We start from the raw sequence: 20,123 nt of genomic DNA, 5'->3' as shown, positions 1-20,123 counted from the left end.
CGGCATCATGCGCCTCGGCAAATGCCGGGGCCAGACGCTACCTTCAAAACAATAAGGGCGACGCAAGCGCCGCCCCTTTGCTCCTGGGAGGATTTGCTGCTGCTTACGCAGCTTGCGCCTGCACGGCATCGGCTTCGCGGGCAGCCTTCAGCACCCTGGCCCACCAGGCGACATCGTCCAGCATGGCCTTGGCGCCCTGGTTCAGATGGTCGATCTCGGCCAGCTTCTTGCCCTGGGTCACTGCCAGATAATCCGGCCACAGAATGTGGACGGCGGCCTTGGTCGGCGCCATCTGCATTTCGATGGCGATCATGCGAAGCTGTTCGACAGCGCGCGCCCCACCCACTCCGCCATAGCCGACAAAGCTCACCGGCTTGCGGTTCCACTCGGTCGCCGCATAGTCGATGGCGTTCTTCAGCACACCGGTCGGCGCGTGGTTGTATTCGGCCGCCGTGATGATGAAACCGTCAAGCTCGTCGATCTTCTTTTGCCAGCGTTGCGCCACTTCGTTCTTCGAAGGCGCCCAGGCAGGCGACGTCGCTTCCTCGAAGAAGGGCATCGGATAGTCGCGCAGATCGACGATTTCGACCTCGATGTCAGTCCGTTCGCGCGCCAGCGCAGAAATCCACTCGGTAGGCTTGTCGGCAAAGCGGTTGGCGCGGGTCGAGCCGACAATGATGCCGATTTTCGGCTTGGACATGATATTCTCCAGATAAGGTTGTTGGTATACAATAGATACCGACACTATATAGGTAACTGTCAAACGCCTGCGCAAGGAGGCACTTTCATGAAACCAAGGCACGTTCACCGCAGCGAGGATTGCCGGGCGATCAGCGAGATCCTGCAGCGGGTCGGCGATAAATGGACGGTGCTGGTGGTCGGCATGCTCAGCAACGGGCCGATGCGCTTCAGCGAGTTGCGCCACGCCGTGGGCGGCATTTCACAAAAGATGCTGACCACGACGCTGCGCGGCCTCGAGCGTGACGGCTTTGTCACGCGAACCGTGTTCCCGACGATTCCACCGCGCGTGGATTATGAATTGACGGAACTCGGCCACCAGCTCCAGGAGCCGGTCAACGCGCTTGCCGACTGGGCGCGCCAGAACACGCTCCACATCAACGCGGCCCGCTCGCGTTACGATGCGGCATCGAAACAGGAAGGCTAGGCCACAACCTTCCTGTTGAAATTATATCATTCCGGCGGGATCGGCGTCGGCCGGTTGGTGCCGTCCAGCGCCACCATGACGAAGTCGGCATCGGTCACCTTCTCCATCAGCTCCTGCAGATAGCGCTGCGCCCAGGCTTCGACCTTGAGTGTCATCGACGTGCGGCCGATCCGCATGATCTGCGTGTAGACGCAAAGCGTGTCGCCGATCTTCATCGGCTTGGCGAAGGACATCTCCTTAACCGCCGCCGTCACCACGCGGCCCCTTGCGCGCTCGGCGGCGCGGATACCGCAGGCAAGGTCCATCTGCGCCATCACCCAGCCGCCGAAAATGTCACCCGCGGCATTGGCGTCGGAGGGCATGGCAAGCGTGCGCAAGGTGAGATCGCCCGCCGGCCTGCCATCCGCATATTTGACCATCCCGCTCTCCTGTCTGATTCCGGCTCTGAGATTGATCCGATCATGCGCATGCCGTCGCTTTTTTCACAAGCCATGCCGGATGGCCCGATGGCAGCGGCAACGGGTCGAGGCTAGGATGAATCACATTGTGAACGGCTTCGCGGGCGGCGTTTGATTTCTCATGCAAAGCTATGATTTCATTGTCGTCGGTGCTGGTTCTGCCGGTTCGGTGGTGGCCGAGCGGCTATCGGCCAATGGCCGTTTCTCGGTGTTGGTTCTGGAGGCCGGCGGCACCGATCGCCGCTTTTTCGTGCAGATGCCGCTCGGCTACGGTAAGACCTTCTTCGACCCCGCCGTCAACTGGAACTATCGCACCGAGCCTGATCCGGGCCTGGCCGGCAACGCCGATCACTGGCCGCGCGGCAAGCTGCTCGGCGGATCGAGTTCGATCAACGCCATGGTCTGGGTCAGGGGCGCGGCAGAGGATTTCGACGCCTGGGCCGCCGCCGGCAATCCCGGCTGGGCCTATGCCGATTTGCTGCCGCTGTTCAGACAAATCGAGGACAATGAGGCCGGTGCCGACCAGTGGCGCGGGCGCGGCGGGCCGGTCCATGTCACCGACAACCGCGCGAACGTCCATCCGCTCACCCATCGCTTTCTCAAAGCCGGCGTCGAGGCCGGCCTTGCCTTGAACGAGGACTTCAACGGCGCGACGCAGGAGGGTGTGGGCGTCTACCAGATCACCACCCGCAACGGCAGGCGTATGTCGGCCGCCCGCGCCTTCCTGCGCCCGGCGATGAAGCGCGAGAATGTCCGCGTCGAAACCCATGCGCTGGCAACGAAAATCCTGTTCGAGGGCACCCGCGCCACCGGCGTGCAATACCGGCAAGGCGGTCGCACGCTGAACGCCCGCGCCGGCCGCGAGGTCGTCCTCTGCGCCGGCTCGGTCGCCACGCCGCAGCTGCTACAGCTTTCCGGCATCGGCCCCGCCGGCCTGCTACAGGGCCTCGGCATCGAGGTCTTGCTGGCAAACGCCCATGTCGGTGCCAACCTGCAGGACCATCTCGGCATCAATTACACCTATAAAGGCCGCCTGCCGACGCTCAACCAGATCCTGCGTCCATGGTGGGGCAAGGCGCTGGTCGGCCTGCAATATCTGCTGTTGCACAAAGGCCCGCTGTCGATGAGCATGAACCAGGGCGGCGGCTTCTTCCGCACCGATGCGAGCCAGAAGCGCCCCAACATGCAGCTCTATTTCCAGGCCTTCTCCACAGTTCTGCCCAAACCCGGCGAGCGCCCGATCCTGTCGCCCGATCCGTGGCCCGGCTTTTCCATCGGCTTGTCGAACTGCCGTCCCTCCAGCCGCGGTTCGATCATGATCCGCAGCAGCGACCCGCTCGATCATCCCAAGATCGTCGCCAATGCCTATTCGACCGACAGCGACGTTTCCGAAATGCTGGCGGCAGTGAAATTCCTGCGCAGGCTCGCCTCCATGCCGGCGATGGCCGAGATCATCGAGGCGGAAGTCCTGCCCGGCCCGGCTTGCGTGACCGATGACGAACTGGTCGCCGATTTCCGCGCACGCAGCGGCACCGTCTATCATCCGGTTTCCACCTGCCGCATGGGCCCGTCGCGATCCGTCGTCGACCCGCGCCTCAAGGTACATGGGCTCGAGGCCTTGCGCATTGTCGATGCCTCGATCTTCCCCGACAATATCAGCGGCAACACCAACGCCGCCGCCATTCTCACCGGCTGGAAGGGGGCTGAGATGATTTTGGAGGATTGGGATGGGTAAGATCGCCCCTCATCCCCTGCCGGACCTTCTCCCCGCAAGCAGGGAGAAGGAGGCTGGCCGCAACATCGCCGCTTCCCCCTTCTCCCCGTCACTATTCGGGGAGAAGGTGCCGGCAGGCGGATGAGGGGCAGCAATGACCTCGAACACTTGGAGAAATCGTCCATGAAGATCACCGACGTCAAAACCTTCGTGGTCGGCAACCCGCCGCCGGGCATCGGCGGGCGCTATTTCATCTTCGTCAAGCTCACCACCGATTCCAACGTGATCGGCTATGGCGAAGCCTATAGCGCCGCCTTCGATCCGCACCTGACGGCGAAGATGATCGAGGACATCGCCTCCCGCTATCTGGTCGGCAAGGACCCGCACGACATCGAGACCTTCTTCCGGCGCGCCTATTCCTCCGGCTTCTCGCAGCGGCCCGACCCGTCCGTCATGGGCTGCGTTTCGGCGCTGGAAATCGCCTGTTGGGACATCATCGGCAAGGAGGCAGGCAAGCCGGTCTACAAGCTCCTCGGCGGCCAGGTGCATGAGGCGCTGCGCTCCTACACCTATCTCTATCCGCAGACCGGCAGCGCCGTTCCGGCCGAGGCCGACAATCCCGACCGCAACGTCTACAACGATCCCCACCTCGCCGCCGAATGCGCGCTCGCCTATGTCGAGCGGGGCTTCACCGCCGTAAAGCTCGATCCCGCCGGCCCCTATACCGCCTTTGACGGCCACCAGCCGCGCCTTGCCGATATCGACCTGTCGGCGCGCATGCTGAAAGCGATCCGCGAGGCGGTCGGCACCAGAACTGACATCCTCTTCGGCACGCATGGCCAGTTCACCGCCTCCGGCGCCTTGCGCATGGCCCGCGCCATCGAGCCCTATGATCCGCTCTGGTTCGAGGAGCCGGTGCCGCCGGACATGCCCGAGGTGATGGCAGAAGTCGCGCGCGCAACTTCGATCCCTATCGCCACCGGCGAGCGGCTGACGACCAAATGGGAATTCGCCCGCGTCATCGAAAACCGCGCTGCCTCCATCCTCCAGCCCGATCTCGGCCGCTCCGGCGGCATCCTCGAAACCAAGAAGATCGCCGCCATGGCCGAGGCCTGTCACATACAGGTCGCACCGCATTGCTATTGCGGGCCGATCGTCGGCGCGGCCAATATCCAGCTTGCGGTGACGCTTCCCAATTTCCTCATCCTGGAGTCGCTGAAGCAATGGGACGGCTTCCACGCCACGCTCCTGAAGCAGAAGATCGAATGGCAGGACGGCAATGTCATCCCGTCGAAGGAACCCGGCCTCGGGGTCGAACTCGATGAAGCCGTCTGCGAGGCGCATCCCTGGACCGGCACGCAGCTTCACCTGGAGATGGCGCCCGACCCCCTGTTTCCCTGACCCTAAAAAATGATTCGATATCAGGCTCTTGCGGCAACAGGCGGACTCGGCGCGCGAGGCTTTCTCGCCTCGGCCCGGAACAGTCGCTTTTCTTGACAAAAACAGCGATTGGAGCGATTACATCATTCATGGGGATTGCGGTCTCCCCATGAGGCTATGGCCCAAGAATCGCGTCCATGAACCTGAAACAAGGAAGGACGCGTCATGTCATCCCCAACTATGATCTCAATCGAAAAGCTGGCTCGCCTGATCGGCACGCCGAATTCGCCGGCCCTGATCGATGTTCGCAATGATGAAGACTTCGAACTTGATCCACGCCTGATTCCAGGCTCGGCGCGGCGCAGCCATACCGATATCCGCAACTGGCGCGCAGAGTTGACGGGACGATCGGCCATCATCATCTGCCACCACGGCTCGAAATTGAGCCACGGCACTGCCGCCTGGCTTCGCCATGAGGGCGTCCCGTCCGAAGTCCTCGACGGTGGTTTTGAGGCATGGGCGGCGGCTGGTCTGCCTGCGGTGCCGGTGTCGAAACTGCCCAAGCCTGACCCCCAGGGCCGGACCGTCTGGGTGACAAGGGCACGACCCAAGATCGACAGGATCGCCTGCCCCTGGCTGATCCGTCGCTTCGTCGATCCCCATGCCGTTTTCCTCTATGTCACACCGTCCGAGGTCCAGGCCGTCGGCGAGCGCTTCGACGCCGAGCCATTCGACATAGAGGACGTGTTCTGGAGCCATCGCGGCGAACTGTGCACCTTCGACGTGATGGTCGAGGAGTTCGGGCTTGCCAGCGAGGCCCTGCTTCGACTGGCCACCATAATTCGCGGGGCGGACACAGCCAGACTTGACCTCGCGCCCCAGGCGCCAGGGCTGCTTGCCGCCTCACTCGGGCTCTCGCGAATCTATGCGGACGACCTCGCTCAGTTGGAGGCGGGGATGGGTCTCTACGATGCGTTCTATCGCTGGTGCCGGGACGCGACCGACGAAACCCATAACTGGCCATCGAGCAAGGCTGCTGCGTGACATGTCAGCGCTTCTTGAACAGACGGCCTCGCACAAGGCCGCCCCGCACGATCATGGCGTCTCGTTCCGCGAGGCGCTCAATGTCTGGGTTCGCGTTGCAGCCCTCAGCTTCGGCGGCCCGGCCGGACAGATTGCGGTCATGCACCGCATCCTGGTCGAGGAAAAGCGCTGGATCGGCGAGAACAGGTTTCTGCATGCCCTCAACTACTGCATGCTGCTGCCCGGACCGGAAGCGCAGCAATTGGCGATCTATATCGGCTGGCTGCTGCACAAGACGAAAGGCGGTCTGGTCGCCGGAGCGCTCTTCGTCCTGCCCGGCTTCCTTTCAATTCTGGCGCTAAGCTACATTTATGCAGCATTCGGCAATACAGGCATGGTCGAAGGCCTGTTCTTCGGCCTGAAGGCGGCGGTCCTTGCCATCGTGCTTCAGGCCGTAGCCCGCATCGGCCGGCGGGCCCTCAAGAACGCCGTCATGATCGGCATTGCCGTCGCCGCCTTCGTGGCGATCTTCTTTTTCAGCATTCCCTTTCCGCTGATCATCCTTGCCGCTTCATTGATCGGCTTTGCCGGCGGGCGCGCCGGCTCGCGCCTGTTCCACGTCGGAGGCGGTCACAAGGGCGCAGACAATCCGCTCGACGACAGGGATTCCGCCCTCGGCGAAGAAACGCCCGCACACGCACGCCCGAACCTGGCCTGGTCGCTGAAGGTATCCGGCATATTCCTTGCATTGTGGCTGGTGCCGGTCGCGCTGCTGCTTCTTTACCTCGGCCCCGACAACGCCTTCAGCCAGATCGCAGTTTTCTTCAGCAAGATGGCGATGGTGACCTTCGGCGGGGCCTATGCGGTCCTGGCTTATGTGGCGCAGGAAGCCGTCCAGCATTACGGATGGCTCCAGCCCGGCGAAATGCTCGACGGGCTCGGCATGGCTGAAACGACGCCAGGCCCGTTGATTCAAGTCGTCCAGTTCGTCGGCTTCATGGGAGCCCACAGGAACCCGGGAGCGCTCGACCCAATGCTTGCCGCCACACTGGCAGCGGTGCTGACGACATGGGTCACATTCATCCCCTGCTTCCTATGGATATTCCTGGGCGCTCCCTTCATCGAGGTCCTACGCGGCAACAGGGCTTTGACAGGCGCCTTGTCGGCGGTCACTGCGGCGGTTGTCGGGGTCATCATGAACCTTGCCGTGTGGTTCGCGCTCCACGTCCTGTTCAGCCAGGTTCTGCAGTGGCACGGATATGGAATGTCGGTCAGCCTCCCGGTCTGGCAAACGGTACAACTTCCTGCGCTCGTGCTTACTCTGGCGGCAATCGTCGCGGCGTTCCGCTTCGGATCTAGGATCATCCCGCTGCTTGCGACCTGCTCGCTGCTGGGAATGTTCTGGTATCTGCTCGGTGGAAGGGTCTGACCTTCGCCCAACCCTATGCATGAAGCGCCGCGTCACTTGGTCCAGCGCGCGAATCCTGCTTCACAACGATTCGCGCTTCTGCCATTGCAGGGGCGAGCAACACCCACGTTTCGAAAGTTCGCTGCCTTGCACTTTTCGGTCGAAATAATCGGCTCCGTGGCGGCCTTCATCACCACCTTCTGCTGGTTGCCGCAAATCCTGAAAATTCGTCGCCAAAAGAAGGCTGACGACATTTCGCTGCTCACCACCGGCGCTCTCGCCACCGGCATCTTCCTCTGGCTTCTTTATGGCCTGTTGATCGGCTCATGGCCGCTGATCATGGCCAATATGGTGTCGTTCCTGTTCATCGCCACCATCGTCGGCCTGAAGCTGCGCTACCGCTGAGCCGAACTTCCGCCCCGCTCAGTCGCAGCGTTCGGGCAGCCAGCGGTCCTCGGGATTCTTGAAATATTTCCAGCCGCGGTCGCTGGCACGGCCAAGTGCCGCCCGATAGACGCGCTCGATGCGCGGCAGGATGAGCGCTGGCGACAGCCGCTCTATCACCGTCGCACGATCCGTCGCGCCGGTCCGGCGCCGAAGATCCTCGTTGCGGGCGAATTGCTCGGCGGCAGCCGCCATGGCGCCTATGTCGCCCATCGGAAAAATCCGCGTCTTCGGCAGCAGGTCCGGCATGTTGCCGACATCGGTCGAAAGAACCGGGATTTCCTGCGCCATCGCCTCCAGCGGCGCGATCGGCGCCTGCTCGGCCCTTGAGGTGCACAAATAGACGTCCATGCCCGCAGTCAGGGCCACGGCATCCTCGCGCTGGCCGGGAAGATGGACCCGGTCCTTAATCACCGGATCGGCCAGCAGCGCCTCCCAATCCGGCATGCGGTCGTCAGGGTCTCCGCCTCCGACCAGCAGCAATTCGGCATCCAGGCCATTCTGGACCAGTTGCTTGAGAATGCGCAGCGCGTCGACCTGTCTCTTGCGGCCGCAGATCAGGCCGACCGTTCCCAGCAGGAAGGCCTCTTCGCGAATGCCGAGCATCGCCCGCGCGCGGCTTCTCGCCTCGGCCGACGTCGCGCGCAGCGAATCGGCGTGGAAAAGATTGGGCACGACATGCATCCGCCGCCGCGATACCAGCAGCCGCTTGGTGTAGTAATCGGCAGTCGACTGGCTGAGTCCGATGACGGCATGGGCAAAACGCCACGGCAACTGGAACTGCCGCGCATGCGCGGTCATCACTGCCGGAGCACCGTCGGCAAGCGTGAAGATCATCAACAGCTTGTTTGCCCGGCTTCCATGTGCATGAACCAGGGTGCGGCCCCAATCGCGTATGGGATAACCAGTGTTTCGCAGATCGGCCGGGATCGTCTTGAAGCTCGACTCCAGCCTTTTGACTGGCCCGGCGAAGCTCTGGTCGCCAATCCATGAATCGCGCGGATGCACCAGCATTATCTCATGCCCGGCGCGAACCTGCTCATCGATCAGCGCCTTGACGCTGGTCGCCACGCCGTTCAGCGCGCTTTGGCTTACGAGATGGGCAATCTTCATCGAGGGTCGGTCGGCTCCGAAAGGCCTGGCACGGCCGTCAAAACAGTCTGCAAAAGGGTGATAGCCGCCGGGCGGCTGACACGAAAGCGTCACACATATTGGCTTTTTCGTGGCAACGCAATTCGCTTGCCGACATAAGGCTCGCCATCGCCGGACAAGCGAGGCCCACCCTCGCACGCCCGGTTCAATGCCCGTTCCCGGCTTCCAATACATACACCAGCTATCGGCACGACGAAAGGAATGAGCGTGTCGTCGGCTTCACGCCTGTCGCCGCCGGAGCCTCGTTGAGGCAAGCGCGAACCGGATGCGCCGGAGATAATCGCGGCTGCGAAACAACAGTGTCCTGAGCCGCTTATGGGCAGGAAACGTCGCCTTGCGATATGGCGACTCGCCAACGAAAATGGTGCTCCCCATTTCCGGCGAAAGGCGAACGACCGGCTGGTCGGTGGAAAACAACTCATAGCCGCCCGCCCAGCCGCGCTCGAGCGCCACGTCATAGGGCAGTCCCATGGGATTCAGCGCCGCAAGCAGTCGCCCTGCACCCTGGCGCGTTACCATATAGGCGGCCGAACTCCCGCATGGCCCATGTGCGCAGCGCCCGATCTGGTAGCGGTCATTGACCTTGGCATGCGAAACAAAACCACGCGTGCGATGGTTGACCAGCTTGACGACATCCCACCCCTCCAGGGCGACGAGATCATCAAGAAAGGCAAGGAAATCCGGGTTGAACTGGACGTCGTCCTCGACGATCACCGCATGGCTCTCCGGCGAATCAGCCACGATCTGTAAGGCATCGAGATGGCTCAGATAGCAGCCGATCTCCGCCGGCAGGATTCGCTTGCCGTGATCGCGCGCGAACGAGGCGTGGTCGACCTTTTGCGAGTGTTCCGGCGTGAGTTGCGCGCCGTCAACCGCCCGGACACGTATCAGGTCGATGCCGATTTCCTCGGCCCTCTTCCTGATCTTCGCCAGACGCTCCGGCGAACGGTCGAGATTTATGACGAAGACGGGTATTCTCGGAGACATAGAAAGGGCTGTCCAATTCTCGCTGCACGCGCGTTACGCCTTGGGCGGGGCTGTCATAGCGCGCATGGTCACCATCGCCAAGCACCGGCTGGCGGCCATCAATGCTTCACGAGACTTTGCTGCTGACATGACAGTGTCAGCAGCCCGATATTGCCGCCGGCCTTTCCCCTGCCTTGGCCCTTTCCATTCCGGCGGACTCCCACCATATTCGCCTCCATGGTCAAGACTCCCCGGAAAACCCGTGGCGGCTTCGAGGAAGCGCCGCAGCCTGAACTCAGTGGCACGCCGCTGGCCGGTTCGATCTCGGATTGGGCCGAGCAGATCAGTCAGGAGGCGGAAAAACCGAGCGAAGCCCGGCAAGGCCGACCGGCCGTCGCGCCAGATGGCGCGTCCTCACGGAGCAAGCCGCGCAGCGGCGACAGCGCGAGTGCAAAAAAGAAAAAAATCCCCGAACGCTCTTCCGCCGCCAGCAGGACGGCCCGCGGCACCTCGATGGGCGGCGCGGCTTCGGCCAGGGAGCGTGCTGCCGCCGGCCTGATGCCGGTTTCCGGCCTCGATGTCTCGCTGGAAGATGCGGAAGCGCTGCTTGAAAGCCTCCGCCTCAAGGGCGGCAAGCGCGACCGCGCGTCGGCCGGTCAGGCCGCCTCAGCGGAGCCCAGCGCGCAGCGCGATACGGGCGTGAGCGGATCAAGCGGTGTGACAGCGACTGTCGAGGCGCTATCGCGCCTGATCGAATCCGGCAATCCGCTGCACAAGAACGGCAAGGCCTGGACGCCTCACCGCCCTGCCCGGCCCGAAAAGTCGGAAGGCGGCGTGGCGATCAAGATGGTCTCGGATTTCGAGCCCGCTGGCGACCAGCCCACCGCCATCAAGGACCTGGTCGAAGGCGTCGCCAATGAGGATCGAACTCAGGTGCTGCTCGGCGTCACCGGCTCGGGCAAGACCTTCACCATGGCCAAGGTGATCGAGGAGACGCAGCGCCCTGCCCTCATCCTTGCGCCCAACAAGACGCTGGCCGCCCAGCTCTATTCGGAGTTCAAGAAATTCTTCCCCGACAATGCGGTGGAATATTTCGTCTCCTATTACGACTATTACCAGCCCGAAGCCTATGTGCCGCGCACCGATACCTTCATCGAGAAGGAGAGCTCGATCAACGAGCAGATCGACCGCATGCGCCACTCGGCCACCCGCTCGCTGCTGGAGCGCGATGACGTCATCATCGTTGCTTCCGTCTCCTGCATTTACGGTATCGGCTCGGTCGAGACCTATACGGCCATGACCTTCCAGATGCAGGTCGGCGACCGGCTCGACCAGCGCCAATTGCTCGCCGATCTGGTCGCCCAGCAATATAAGCGCCAGGACATCAATTTCGTGCGCGGCTCGTTCCGCGTGCGCGGCGACACGATCGAGATTTTCCCGGCCCACCTTGAGGATTCGGCCTGGCGCATCTCCATGTTCGGCGACGAGATCGAGACGATCACCGAATTCGATCCGCTCACCGGCCAGAAGACCGGCGACCTCAAGAGCGTGAAGATTTACGCCAACTCGCACTATGTGACGCCGCGCCCCACCCTCAACCAGGCGATCAAATCGATCAAGGAGGAGCTTGTCCACCGCCTCGCCGAACTGGAAAAGGCCGGCCGCCTGCTGGAGGCGCAGCGGCTGGAGCAGCGCACCCGCTTCGATCTGGAGATGCTCGAAGCCACCGGCTCCTGCGCCGGCATCGAAAATTACTCTCGATACCTGACGGGGCGAGCCCCGGGTGAACCACCCCCGACTTTGTTCGAATACATTCCCGACAATGCGCTAGTCTTCGTCGATGAGAGCCACGTCACCATCCCGCAGATCGGCGGCATGTATCGCGGCGACTTCCGCCGCAAGGCGACCCTTGCCGAATACGGTTTTCGGCTTCCCTCCTGCATGGATAACCGGCCGCTGCGCTTCGAGGAATGGGACGCCATGCGCCCGCTCTCCGTTGCCGTTTCGGCCACGCCCGGCGGCTGGGAGATGGAAGAGGCCGGCGGCGTCTTTGCCGAACAGGTCATCCGCCCGACCGGCCTGATCGACCCGCCGGTGGAAGTGCGCCCGGCCAAGAGCCAGGTCGACGACGTCGTCGGCGAAATCCGCGAAACCACCGAAGCCGGCTATCGCACCCTAGTCACCGTGCTCACCAAGCGCATGGCCGAGGACCTGACTGAATATCTGCATGAGCAGGGCGTGCGCGTGCGCTACATGCATTCCGACATCGACACGCTTGAGCGCATCGAGATCCTGCGCGATTTGCGCCTCGGCGCCTTCGACGTGCTGGTCGGCATCAACCTGTTGCGCGAAGGCCTCGACATTCCCGAATGCGGCTTCGTCGCCATTCTCGATGCCGACAAGGAAGGCTTCCTGCGTTCCGAGACCTCGCTGATCCAGACGATCGGGCGAGCGGCGCGCAATGTCGACGGCAAGGTCATCCTCTACGCCGACCAGATCACCGGCTCGATGGAGCGGGCGATGGCCGAAACCAACCGCCGCCGCGAAAAGCAGATGGCCTGGAACGAAGCCAACGGCATCACGCCCGAAAGCGTCAAGTCGCGCATCTCCGACATTCTGGAATCGGTCTATGAGAAGGACCATGTGCGGGCCGACATCTCGCAATTCACCGACGAGGCCGGCCAGATGGTCGGCAATAACCTCAAGACGCATCTGGACGCGCTGGACAAGCAGATGCGCGATGCCGCCGCCGATCTCGACTTCGAGAAGGCGGCCCGCATCCGCGACGAGATCAAGCGGCTGCGCGAGCTGGAACTGTCCATCTCCGACGATCCGCTGGCCAAATACGCCGACATGGAAAGCCCGGTTTCCGGCCGCGAGAAGGGCAAGCACAACAAGGGAAGGCAAAGACATAGGACCGTTGATGACGGCTCCGACGGGCAAAGCCCGCAAGCCCGACCGGGCGTCGCGCCTCATGGCGCGCCCTCCCGCGACGCCGAAGGCGCGCAAAAAAAGCCTGGGCGGAGCGAGCCGCGCAGCGGCGACAGCGCGAGCGAAAGAAAATCCTCCCTTTTCGCCAAGCCCTCGCTCGACGACATGGGCCCCGGCACCGACGCGGCGAAACCTGCTGGCGCCATTTCACGCTCGCTGTTCAAAAAGCAGTCGGCCAAGGAGGCCCACGGTTCCGACTTCGGCATTCCGGACTCCTCTCATCACTCGCTCTTCAGGAAGAACTCGCTCGATGAGATGACGGTGCGCCGCACCGAAAAGCCGGTTCAGGGAACGCCGCCGCAGAAACTACCGATCTCCCCACCTGAGGGGGAGATAGCCGGCAGGCCAGAGGGGGGCGCGAAGGGGCGCGACCCTTCACAGGATGCCAAGCCCATCCGCCGCGAGCGTGCCGGCATCGGCTCCTATGAGGACCCAGCCGACGCAAGCCGCCACAAGCGCCGCCCCGGCAAGACCGGCCGGCCGGGGCATTAGCCCTTTTCAGCCTGAACGGCTTGCTGCCCGTCCGACCCGTCAGGGATCGGCAGCTTTTCCTTTTCCCTATCGACAGGTCGGGGGAAAAGCTCGGTTCCCTTGGCAAAATGATAGGCCATCAGCCCGAGCCATTCATGCGCGGCCAGATCCGCCAGATACAATCCGACGGATACCGAAGGGCTCATCCGGCCGAGATCGGAGCGCCGGGCGAGATAGTCCACCGGATAGGGGATTGCCGGAAAGCCGGCAGCACGAAAACAGGCGACCGCCCTCGGCATGTGGAAGGCCGACGTCACCAGCAGCCAGCTCTGCCCCGACGCGGGTTTCGCGATCGCCTTGCTCTCAATCGCGTTCTCACATGTGTTGCGGGAGCGTTCCTCGATCTCGACGCGCTCGCGCGGCACACCCATTTGCACCAGGAAATCACGCGAAAGCGCGGCTTCGGACTTGCCGTCTTCGCCCAGCAATTCGCCAATCCCGCCAGAAAGCAGGATTCGGGCATCTGGATAGCGGCGGCTCAGTTCGACCGCTTTCGTCAGCCGCTCCCCCGTATCGTTCACGGCGATCGTCCCGCGTTCCTGTGTCACGTCGGTGTCGATAGCCCCGCCGAGAACGACGATGCCCGCCAGCGGGCCGTCGATGACCGGCTGCGGAAAACGGTCTTCCAGCGCCAGCAGCGCGGCGGTTCCCACCGGCGACCACCCGACACCCAGCAGCAGCACGCTCGCCGCCACGAGGAGAAATCCTCCAGTCTTCCTCCAGCGGAAGACACACAGCCCGATGCCCAGCACCATCGCCAGGCCAATCAAGTTCGACGGCACGGTGAAGGCCGAGAAAAGCTTCGAAAGAACGAAGAACACGCGCGGGTCCCAGTTTGCCTGTCAGTCGCTCGGCGAGCAGGTCGGCACGGCAAGCCGTTCGGCAGACGAACCGTCCGGCCGCAGACCATGCCAGAGCCAGCGCGAGCGCGAAATCTGGCCATAGGGTCGAGGCATATACCCCCTTGGGCCGATCGGCCGGCCGGATTTCAACCCTGAGGTGGTAAGAAGCGACCGGCACAGCAGTCTGTCGTTTCGGATGGTCAACGCGGACAGCCTATTGTAAGGGGATCGCAGCAACGGAGATGATTTCGTGAAAGCACGCGTCAAATGGGTTGAGGACCGGACCTTCATCGGCGAGTCCGGCAGCGGGCACAAAGTCGTTTTTGGCACGGCTTTTGGTCCGGAAGGCCGCACGCCCGGCCCGAGCCCGATGGAGATGGTGCTGATGGGCACCGGCGGCTGCTCGGCTTTTGACGTCGTTCACATCCTCGAAAAGGGCCGCGAGCCGGTCGAGGACTGCTATGTCGAGATGGAGGCGGAACGCGCCGAGACGGACCCGAAAGTGTTCACCCGCATCCACATGCATTTCGTGGTGAAGGGCCGCGGCCTGGCACTGAATAAGGTTGAACGTGCGATCGCCCTGTCGATCGAAAAATACTGCTCGGCCTCGGCGATGCTCGCCAGGACGGCAACGATCACCCACGATTTCGAAGTCGTTGACACTGCGGCTTCTCCGCAGGCGTAGCGTCCGGAATCTTAGAGCAGCGGGCATTCTGACGAACGCGACCCCCGCTGCTCCGCTCGGTTTCTCTAGCCGCATTTGTGCAGCGCCAGACGATTCTGTCTGGCTGCATCTAGGCGCTCCGTGGCGCCTTCCGGCTTGAGCGTGTCTCCATGTTCAGCGCCACGGCGGCGCGGATCAGCGCCTTCAGCGCCTCCTCGTCGATCGCCTCGCCCTCATGCAGATCGATGGCGCGCCTGGTATTGCCTTCAAGGCTGGAATTGAACAGGCTGGAGGGGTCCGGCAATGACGCGCCCTTGGCAAAGGTCAGCTTGACGACGCTCTTATAGGTCTCGCCGGTGCAGATGATCCCGTCATGCTCCCACACCGGCACCCCGCGCCACTTCCATTCCTCGACCACTTGCGGATCGGCCTGCCTGATGAGGTTTCGCACCCGCGCCAGCATGGCGCCTCGCCAGTCGCCCAATTCCTTGATCCGCGCGTCGATCAGCCGGGAGGCCGAGGCACCTTGTTCACCTTCGCTCGCACCGCTCGCCATCTTTTTCCTCCTTACTTTGCCGCTCACATCTTTTCGCCGGGCAATTGGCTGGCCTGCTTCACCCAGTCGGCGAACTGCGCCTCGTCAAGCTGGTCATCCTCATAAATGTCGAGATAGCGCACTTCCTTCTGCTTGGACGTGCCGGGCGGGAGGGGACTCAGCGAGGCGCCGCGGAAGAAAGCCACTTTGATATATTTAGTGAAGCAATGAAAGCTGAGGAACCAGCCTTCTCCCCCAATGCCGTAGAAGGGCGAGTTCCATTTGACTGCCTTCTGCACGCCCGGCACCGCGCGCATGATGAGCGTGTCGAGCCGCCGCCCCAGCGCGCTTTTCCAGCCCGGCATGGCCGCGATATAGGCTTGGACGGGACCATCGCCATAGCCCTTGGCGATCTGCGGGTTGCCGCCTGACAGCAGCTTCGGCTTTTCTGCCCCCGCTCCCTTCGCCGGCTTGATGGACGTCTTGTCAGCCATTCCTATCCGCTCCGTCGACAAGGAGAGAAAGAATAGTTTGTGTTCCGGAGATGTCGACCCGGGGGTGTTCCTTAATCAAATCCGCCCGCACCCGGCACGGTGGCGCGCTGGACCAGACATCACCATTTCGGCGATATCGCAGCGATCAGTCGCCCCTGATCGACTTCCAATGCGCCAGCCGCTCCGCAATGAGCGCCCCGCGTTCCTGCTCGTCGCGACCGTCCAAAATGCTGATCTCGTCGGGACGGGCGCGCAAATAGACACCGGACGTCCGCGCCTTGAAATTCGGATCATTATCGGAGCGGGTCGTGAAGTAGCCGGAGGCGCGCTCGGCGGTTTCCACACGGATTTCGCCTGTTCCGTAGAGTTGCGGCGCATTCGGGTCCAGCGGCCGCTCGCCATTCCAATAATAGAAGATGCCCGAGGCCCCTTCCTTTTCCTTCACCGCCTCACTCCAGTATCTTGACGAAAGACGCCCATCCTCTCCCCATGCACGGCCCGTCAGTTCAAGCGCGCCGTTGCGATCGCGCGATATCTTCAGAAGGCTCAGGGCCGAGGGCTCCTTTGCGGTGCGCTCCGTCAGGGAGAACTGCCACCACGAGCCCTCTATGCGGGTAAGGCTCCCCTCGTTTTCCATGGCTTTGCGGAGCTTCTGGTTGACGGCCCTCATTTCGGCCGCAGTCATCGCGCCCGGATATCGCACGCATGTGAGGCCCAGCAGGTCGCTCGGAAGCTTCGCCCCGCTCGCATGCAGGATGAAGGTCCGGCGCATTCCCAGGACGCCGCCGAAAAGCCCGGCTTCGAAAACGACATTGTCTCGCGGCGACGCCTGCCCCGGCCCAGGCTGGGAAGCAGCCGAAGGGCCGCCCGTCGTCCAGTCATCCTGCGCGAAGACGAACGCCGCGAAATCGACTTCCTGGGTGAGTTCAAGCAGGCGTTGCAGCGTAGACGTTCCGGGATTGAAGGATGTCGTCCAGGGCTCGACGCGCGCGATATCGCCGAGACCGCGCGTCAGCGCCTGAAGCAACTTCTCCTGTTTCCCCGACGAGCCCAAGAAGATGCGAGGCTTGTCCATCGGTTCCTCCGGTGCATCATTCGATGGCCGACACGCACCGTGAATTGATCGTACCAAGGCGACTCTGGTCGGCCATTGCGTTCACTCAGTCTATAGACGCAGGAACGGCAGGAATACATGATTTGTTGTGATGCCGATCTGCTGAAAGGCTGCAATGGATGGTGAGCGGACACCAGGGGCGGGTCTGCTAATGTCGTGCTCTGCGGCAGCTTGTGCAAAAAAATCCGATCCTGCGTCGAATTGGCCAAGCTTCATTCGTCGTTGGAGCGTAGATCGCAATCACAAGGAGAACGGACATGCCTGGCACTGTACGCTTGCATCGCGTTCTGGCGACCAGCCCGGACAAGGTTTATCGCGCATTCCTTGAAGCGGATGCGCTTGCGAAATGGCTGCCGCCCAACGGCTTCACCTGCACGGTTCATCATCTGGAACCCAAGGTAGGCGGCACGTTCAGAATGTCCTTCCGCAATTTCACCACGACCGAAAGCCATGCGTTTGGCGGCGAATATGTCGAACTCGTTGCGGGCGAGCGCCTGCGCTATACGGACAGGTTCGATGATCCGAACCTGCCGGGCGAGATACAGGTGACCGTGGTCTTGAAGAAGGTATCGGTCGGCACCGAACTGGATATCACGCAGGCAGGCATTCCCGACGCCATTCCGGTCGAGGCCTGTTATCTCGGCTGGCAGGAATCACTGCGAAACCTGGCAAGGCTGGTGGAGCCGGAAATCACTCAATAGAGCGTGATCCCGGACGTTGACGCCATAGCCGAAGTTTGCTCGGGAGGCGTCAACCTTGCGGCCCATGGCTGCGGGCCGTGCGCGTCTTGCAATCGACGTGTATGCTGTTGTCCGAGACGTCGCTTTTCACACGGCAAAAGGACCTCCAGCATGTCGAACAAGCCCAGAGAAAGCCTCGATCGCCGCGATTTCATGATCGCATCTCTTGCCACGGCCAGCGCCTCGGCTGTGCTTGCCATCAATGCTGGCGCTGCGAATGCCCAGGGCACCGCGACGCCCGCAGCCGATCCGGCATCCGGAACGGTCTATACCGGCGATGTGATCCAGGGGAAGAAGGTCGTCAGCGCGCTCGACGTCAACGACCTCGAGCCGGGCAGCAAGCACCTTTTGTATTTCCAGGGCGTTGAGATGTCGACCGGCCAGCACTGGTATGTGTCGGTGACTGTCGCCAAGGGCGCAAGGCCGGGCAAGCGCGGCCTCCTCGTCAGTGGCGTACACGGCGACGAGATGAGTTCCGTCCATACGGTCATGACCGTGATGAACCAGCTCGATCCGGCGCAGATGTCCGGCACGGTGATGGCGGTCACCGACGTGTCCCGCCCGGCAATGGAAACCATGCAGCGCAGATGGCCCAATGTAGGCAGGGGCGCGGATCTGATCGACATGAACCGGGAGTGGCCGGGCAACGAGAACGGCTTCACGCCGACCAGCCGGCACGCCGGGCTCCTGTTCAACCGGCTGCTGCGGCCGAATGCCGACTTCGGGATCGACTTCCACACCGGGACAACCGGGTTCGATGCATCCGCATTCAATATTGCCAGCATGGATGTGCCCGAGGTCAAGGAGATGGTGGAGCTTTACCCGGTCACCCAGATATTCGACAATCCCGTCTATCCCAGTGTCCTGCACAACGCGCTTGTCGAAGTGGGCATTCCCGCCTTCACGCCGGAGATCGGCCCCGCGCGCATCCTCACGCCCGAGATGATCGCCCAGTTCGTGGAAGGCACGATGAACGTCCTCAAGCATCACGGCATCGTTGCCGGGCCGATGGGACGCACCGGCAAGGACGTCAGTGTTTTTGTCGGCAACAGCGCATTCCCGGTCCTGGCGACCCATGCCGGGTTCGTCGAGCATCTGGTCAAGCTCCACGACAAGGTCGAACCCGGACAAAAGGTTGCCATCCAGCGCGACAGCTTCGGCGAGGTGGTGGCGGAGTACACCAGCAGCGTGGCTGGCGAGGTGGCCGGCCTGCGCAGCGATGTACCGTCCGAGCCCGGCAACCCCTTGACCTTTATCCTTTTCAACAACACGACACCGGAAGGCGCCGAGGCCTATCCCGAGTAAACCCGCGCCTGCGATCTTCCGAAAAGGCGTTTCGATCGTCGCTTGTCTTTGTAGCCGAGCGTTGGCAACGAGTGCGAGCACCGTCAAGCTGCGGGCCGGGAGTCCATGTCCGGGTGGGAGGCGGGATAGTGGCTTTCGGAAAGCAGGCGGTGAAAGCGGACACGCGTCGGAGGCTACTGTGTCGCGCTCGGGTAAAAAGCGACGACGCTACGACGCCCGCAAGAGTGGCTGGAGCGAAGAAGGTCCATGTTCGTCATTTCTTTTCGCAAGGGATGAGGGGTCGGCTGGCATCGGCATCGACCTTTGATGATGTCGAGCGCGGCCGCGCCCCGAACTGAAGCAGCGCGACCCCGGCAAGGATGAGGATCATCGCGAGATAGCCAAGGAGCTGGATTGTCTCCCCGACGAACATCACGCCGATCACCAGCGCCACGACCGGGGGAATGTAGGTGACGCTGGAGGCTGCGACCGCGCCGAGGTTTTCGACAATGTGGTAATAGGCGACATAGGCGAGGCCGGTTCCACAAAGACCAAGGCCGATGACAAGACCGATCCATGCCCGGCTGTCGGCAAAGACCGCGCCGACCCCCTCGACCGGGATCACCATGAACAGCAGAAGCATGGCGATGCCGATCTGGTAGGTCGTCAGCGCGGCGGCCGGCAGCTTCAACGGACTGACGAATTTCCTCGCATAGACGAAGGAACATCCGACGCTGAATGCGCCTGCGATCATCCAGACGACACCGGCAATGTCGATTTCGCCGCCGGCCGACCACGGCCGGGCGATCAGCAGCACGCCGAGAAAACCAAGCCCAACGCCGACGACCTTCGCCACCGTAACGGGTTCATCGCGCAGGAACAGGAAGGCGCAGACAAAGGTGAATAGCGGGATTGCCCCGCTCAACATGCCCGCGATGCTCGACGGCAAAAGGGCCGTTCCCTTGGCGAAGGCGAAATAGTAGAGGGCCGTCGCCAGCAGGGCCATGACCACGAAATGATGGGCATGGCGGGCGTGGCTCCATCGCAATTCCCCCCGCAGCAGGGCGAACAGGAAGACCGGCAGGAAACCGAAGACGACGCGCAGGAGCGTGATCTGCGCGGGCGTGATGTATTCGGCCGCCCATTTGACGAAGATGAAGTTGCTTCCCCAGACAAGGCCGAGGAAGCAGAAGGCGAGCCATGCTGTTTTCTTCATGG

Annotated in this window: 19 protein-coding genes; 10 read left to right on the top strand and 9 right to left on the bottom strand. The window is 62.6% G+C overall.

The features are described 5' to 3' along the window. Positions 1–103 precede the first annotated feature (103 nt). A complete protein-coding gene (locus tag EET67_RS17170; protein ID WP_128627428.1) occupies positions 104–700 on the bottom strand; it encodes an NADPH-dependent FMN reductase in 597 nt (198 codons plus the stop codon). An 87-nt stretch (positions 701–787) separates the two neighbouring features. Between EET67_RS17170 and EET67_RS17165 the strand changes: the two genes are divergently transcribed. After that, positions 788–1,165: a winged helix-turn-helix transcriptional regulator gene (locus EET67_RS17165; RefSeq protein ID WP_128627427.1), complete on the top strand. Its 378-nt coding sequence runs from the start codon at positions 788–790 to the stop codon at positions 1,163–1,165. 26 nt (positions 1,166–1,191) lie between these two features. Here EET67_RS17165 and EET67_RS17160 read toward each other — a convergent pair whose 3' ends face one another. After that, positions 1,192–1,584 carry an acyl-CoA thioesterase gene (locus EET67_RS17160; protein ID WP_128627426.1) on the bottom strand — a complete coding sequence of 131 codons (393 nt, stop codon included), beginning with the start codon at positions 1,582–1,584 and terminating at the stop codon, positions 1,192–1,194. Positions 1,585–1,744: 160 nt separating this feature from the next. Between EET67_RS17160 and EET67_RS17155 the strand changes: the two genes are divergently transcribed. From EET67_RS17155 to EET67_RS17135, 5 genes are all read left to right on the top strand, one after another. Continuing rightward, the gene (locus EET67_RS17155) at positions 1,745–3,358 is read left to right on the top strand and encodes a GMC family oxidoreductase (RefSeq protein ID WP_128627425.1); all 1,614 of its coding nucleotides are present in this window, start codon (positions 1,745–1,747) and stop codon (positions 3,356–3,358) included. Between the two features lie 162 nt (positions 3,359–3,520). Then, positions 3,521–4,738, top strand: a complete 1,218-nt coding sequence (locus tag EET67_RS17150) for a mandelate racemase/muconate lactonizing enzyme family protein (protein WP_128627424.1) — start codon at positions 3,521–3,523, stop codon at positions 4,736–4,738. A gap of 204 nt (positions 4,739–4,942) precedes the next feature. Next, on the top strand, positions 4,943–5,761 hold the full coding sequence (locus EET67_RS17145; RefSeq protein WP_128627423.1) for a chromate resistance protein ChrB domain-containing protein: 819 nt from the start codon (positions 4,943–4,945) through the stop codon (positions 5,759–5,761). A 1-nt stretch (position 5,762) separates the two neighbouring features. After that, positions 5,763–7,169, top strand: coding sequence for a chromate efflux transporter (gene chrA / locus EET67_RS17140; protein ID WP_245450983.1), 1,407 nt, complete (start codon positions 5,763–5,765; stop codon positions 7,167–7,169). A gap of 15 nt (positions 7,170–7,184) precedes the next feature. Then, positions 7,185–7,553 carry a SemiSWEET family sugar transporter gene (locus EET67_RS17135; protein ID WP_128627421.1) on the top strand — a complete coding sequence of 123 codons (369 nt, stop codon included), beginning with the start codon at positions 7,185–7,187 and terminating at the stop codon, positions 7,551–7,553. Between the two features lie 18 nt (positions 7,554–7,571). Here the strand turns inward: EET67_RS17135 and EET67_RS17130 are convergent, their stop codons facing one another. Further along, on the bottom strand, positions 7,572–8,705 hold the full coding sequence (locus EET67_RS17130; protein ID WP_128627420.1) for a glycosyltransferase family 4 protein: 1,134 nt from the start codon (positions 8,703–8,705) through the stop codon (positions 7,572–7,574). A 258-nt stretch (positions 8,706–8,963) separates the two neighbouring features. Beyond that, positions 8,964–9,731 (bottom strand): glycosyltransferase family 25 protein, encoded by a 768-nt coding sequence (locus EET67_RS17125; protein WP_128627419.1) that lies wholly within the window; start codon positions 9,729–9,731, stop codon positions 8,964–8,966. Between the two features lie 216 nt (positions 9,732–9,947). Here EET67_RS17125 and uvrB point away from each other — a divergent pair, with 216 nt between their 5' ends. After that, positions 9,948–13,193: an excinuclease ABC subunit UvrB gene (gene uvrB, locus EET67_RS17120; RefSeq protein ID WP_128627418.1), complete on the top strand. Its 3,246-nt coding sequence runs from the start codon at positions 9,948–9,950 to the stop codon at positions 13,191–13,193. Here the strand turns inward: uvrB and EET67_RS17115 are convergent. Next, positions 13,190–14,053 (bottom strand): YdcF family protein, encoded by an 864-nt coding sequence (locus EET67_RS17115; protein ID WP_128627417.1) that lies wholly within the window; start codon positions 14,051–14,053, stop codon positions 13,190–13,192. The genes uvrB and EET67_RS17115 overlap by 4 nt on opposite strands. Before the next feature lie 271 nt (positions 14,054–14,324). Between EET67_RS17115 and EET67_RS17110 the strand changes: the two genes are divergently transcribed. After that, positions 14,325–14,759: an OsmC family protein gene (locus EET67_RS17110; protein WP_128627416.1), complete on the top strand. Its 435-nt coding sequence runs from the start codon at positions 14,325–14,327 to the stop codon at positions 14,757–14,759. Between the two features lie 109 nt (positions 14,760–14,868). Here EET67_RS17110 and EET67_RS17105 read toward each other — a convergent pair whose 3' ends face one another. From EET67_RS17105 to EET67_RS17095, 3 genes are all read right to left on the bottom strand, one after another. After that, complete coding sequence (locus EET67_RS17105) at positions 14,869–15,294, bottom strand: DUF1801 domain-containing protein (protein ID WP_128627415.1); 426 nt, start codon at positions 15,292–15,294, stop codon at positions 14,869–14,871. Between the two features lie 23 nt (positions 15,295–15,317). Then, on the bottom strand, positions 15,318–15,767 hold the full coding sequence (locus tag EET67_RS17100) for a DUF1801 domain-containing protein (protein ID WP_128627414.1): 450 nt from the start codon (positions 15,765–15,767) through the stop codon (positions 15,318–15,320). Positions 15,768–15,912: 145 nt separating this feature from the next. After that, the gene (locus tag EET67_RS17095; RefSeq protein ID WP_128627413.1) at positions 15,913–16,842 is read right to left on the bottom strand and encodes a TIR domain-containing protein; all 930 of its coding nucleotides are present in this window, start codon (positions 16,840–16,842) and stop codon (positions 15,913–15,915) included. Between the two features lie 296 nt (positions 16,843–17,138). On the opposite strand from EET67_RS17095, the gene EET67_RS17090 reads away from it, so the two are divergent. Next, entirely contained in the window at positions 17,139–17,582 is a 444-nt protein-coding gene (locus EET67_RS17090) for an SRPBCC family protein (RefSeq protein ID WP_128627412.1), read from the top strand. A 150-nt stretch (positions 17,583–17,732) separates the two neighbouring features. Continuing rightward, complete coding sequence (locus EET67_RS17085) at positions 17,733–18,926, top strand: M14 family metallopeptidase (RefSeq protein ID WP_128627411.1); 1,194 nt, start codon at positions 17,733–17,735, stop codon at positions 18,924–18,926. Positions 18,927–19,179: 253 nt separating this feature from the next. Here the strand turns inward: EET67_RS17085 and EET67_RS17080 are convergent, their stop codons facing one another. After that, positions 19,180–20,121, bottom strand: a complete 942-nt coding sequence (locus EET67_RS17080) for a DMT family transporter (protein WP_128627410.1) — start codon at positions 20,119–20,121, stop codon at positions 19,180–19,182. Between the last annotated feature and the right edge of the window lie 2 nt (positions 20,122–20,123).

The sequence above is a fragment of the Borborobacter arsenicus genome, assembly GCF_003934165.1.
GTDB classification, from domain to species: domain Bacteria; phylum Pseudomonadota; class Alphaproteobacteria; order Rhizobiales; family Rhizobiaceae; genus Pseudaminobacter; species Pseudaminobacter arsenicus.
This window is presented reverse-complemented; position numbering and strand designations above follow the sequence as displayed.

Bases quoted from the DNA above. Each gene is read 5' to 3' on its own strand.
- EET67_RS17125 (WP_128627419.1), bottom strand. From the start codon at position 9,731: ATGTCTCCGAGAATACCCGTCTTCGTCATAAATCTCGACCGTTCGCCG.
- EET67_RS17135 (WP_128627421.1), top strand. From the start codon at position 7,185: ATGCATGAAGCGCCGCGTCACTTGGTCCAGCGCGCGAATCCTGCTTCA.
- EET67_RS17090 (WP_128627412.1), top strand. From the start codon at position 17,139: ATGCCTGGCACTGTACGCTTGCATCGCGTTCTGGCGACCAGCCCGGAC.
- EET67_RS17160 (WP_128627426.1), bottom strand. From the start codon at position 1,584: ATGGTCAAATATGCGGATGGCAGGCCGGCGGGCGATCTCACCTTGCGC.
- EET67_RS17130 (WP_128627420.1), bottom strand. From the start codon at position 8,705: ATGAAGATTGCCCATCTCGTAAGCCAAAGCGCGCTGAACGGCGTGGCG.
- EET67_RS17170 (WP_128627428.1), bottom strand. From the start codon at position 700: ATGTCCAAGCCGAAAATCGGCATCATTGTCGGCTCGACCCGCGCCAAC.
- EET67_RS17095 (WP_128627413.1), bottom strand. From the start codon at position 16,842: ATGGACAAGCCTCGCATCTTCTTGGGCTCGTCGGGGAAACAGGAGAAG.
- chrA (WP_245450983.1), top strand. From the start codon at position 5,763: ATGTCAGCGCTTCTTGAACAGACGGCCTCGCACAAGGCCGCCCCGCAC.
- EET67_RS17150 (WP_128627424.1), top strand. From the start codon at position 3,521: ATGAAGATCACCGACGTCAAAACCTTCGTGGTCGGCAACCCGCCGCCG.
- EET67_RS17155 (WP_128627425.1), top strand. From the start codon at position 1,745: ATGCAAAGCTATGATTTCATTGTCGTCGGTGCTGGTTCTGCCGGTTCG.
- EET67_RS17165 (WP_128627427.1), top strand. From the start codon at position 788: ATGAAACCAAGGCACGTTCACCGCAGCGAGGATTGCCGGGCGATCAGC.
- EET67_RS17105 (WP_128627415.1), bottom strand. From the start codon at position 15,294: ATGGCGAGCGGTGCGAGCGAAGGTGAACAAGGTGCCTCGGCCTCCCGG.
- EET67_RS17145 (WP_128627423.1), top strand. From the start codon at position 4,943: ATGTCATCCCCAACTATGATCTCAATCGAAAAGCTGGCTCGCCTGATC.
- EET67_RS17080 (WP_128627410.1), bottom strand. From the start codon at position 20,121: ATGAAGAAAACAGCATGGCTCGCCTTCTGCTTCCTCGGCCTTGTCTGG.
- EET67_RS17085 (WP_128627411.1), top strand. From the start codon at position 17,733: ATGTCGAACAAGCCCAGAGAAAGCCTCGATCGCCGCGATTTCATGATC.
- uvrB (WP_128627418.1), top strand. From the start codon at position 9,948: ATGGTCAAGACTCCCCGGAAAACCCGTGGCGGCTTCGAGGAAGCGCCG.
- EET67_RS17100 (WP_128627414.1), bottom strand. From the start codon at position 15,767: ATGGCTGACAAGACGTCCATCAAGCCGGCGAAGGGAGCGGGGGCAGAA.